This window comes from Acinetobacter sp. ACNIH3 (genome assembly GCF_002918965.1).
GTDB lineage: Bacteria > Pseudomonadota > Gammaproteobacteria > Pseudomonadales > Moraxellaceae > Acinetobacter > Acinetobacter schindleri.
On sequence record NZ_PQLP01000149.1, the window covers coordinates 1 to 774 of the forward strand.

At 46.9% G+C, this 774-nt stretch carries 2 protein-coding genes; both read left to right on the forward strand.

Going from position 1 to position 774, the window contains the following annotated elements:
• The coding region (locus C3420_RS17480; protein WP_171294489.1) for an Ig-like domain-containing protein at positions 1-291 on the forward strand (291 nt) is incomplete at its 5' end.
• The coding region (locus tag C3420_RS17155; RefSeq protein WP_265734833.1) for an Ig-like domain-containing protein at positions 288-774 on the forward strand (487 nt) is incomplete at its 3' end. The genes C3420_RS17480 and C3420_RS17155, both read left to right, overlap by 4 nt.

Sequence of the window (774 nt, forward strand, 5' to 3'; positions counted from 1 at the left end):
GCAGGTAATGAATCAGATTCTGTTACCGCTGTAGCAGATACAGCAACAGATACCACTGCTCCAGAGGTCCCGGTTATTGAGGGCTTTGATGGCACAACAGTGGTAGGCACAGCCGAGCCGGGTTCAATCATTACCGTAAGAGACGCGGCGGGTAATGAACTTGCTACTGGTACAGCGGATGAAGAAGGTAATTTCAGCGTTGTGCTTGAACCGGCGGTTGAAGATGGTGCAGAAGTAGAAGTCACGGCGACATACAAGGGACAGCTGAGCCAGGATCAACAATTCAAATAAAAAACGAAGATGGAGAAGTTTTAGGATCTGTAATAGTTGATAACAACGGAAACTATACTATTGAGCTTAATCCGCCATTGAGTAATGGTGAGGAAATCAAAGTTACAGCAACAGATAAATCTAATAATACTTCTATTGAAACAGTAGTTAATGCTCCTGACACCACAGCCCCGTTATTACCGGTTATTGCAGGCTTTGATGGTACAACAGTGGTAGGCACAGCCGAGCCGGGTTCAACCATTATCGTGAGCGACACTGAGGGTAATGAGCTTGCTACTGCTATAGCGGATGAAGAAGGTAATTTCAGCGTTGGGCTTGAACCGGCGTTTGAAGATGGTGCAGAAGTAGAAGTCACAGCGACAGATGCAGCAGGTAATGAATCAGATTCTGTTACCGCTGTAGCAGATACAGCAACAGATACCACTGCTCCAGAGGTCCCGGTTATTGAGGGCTTTGATGGCACAACAGTGGTAGGCACAGCCG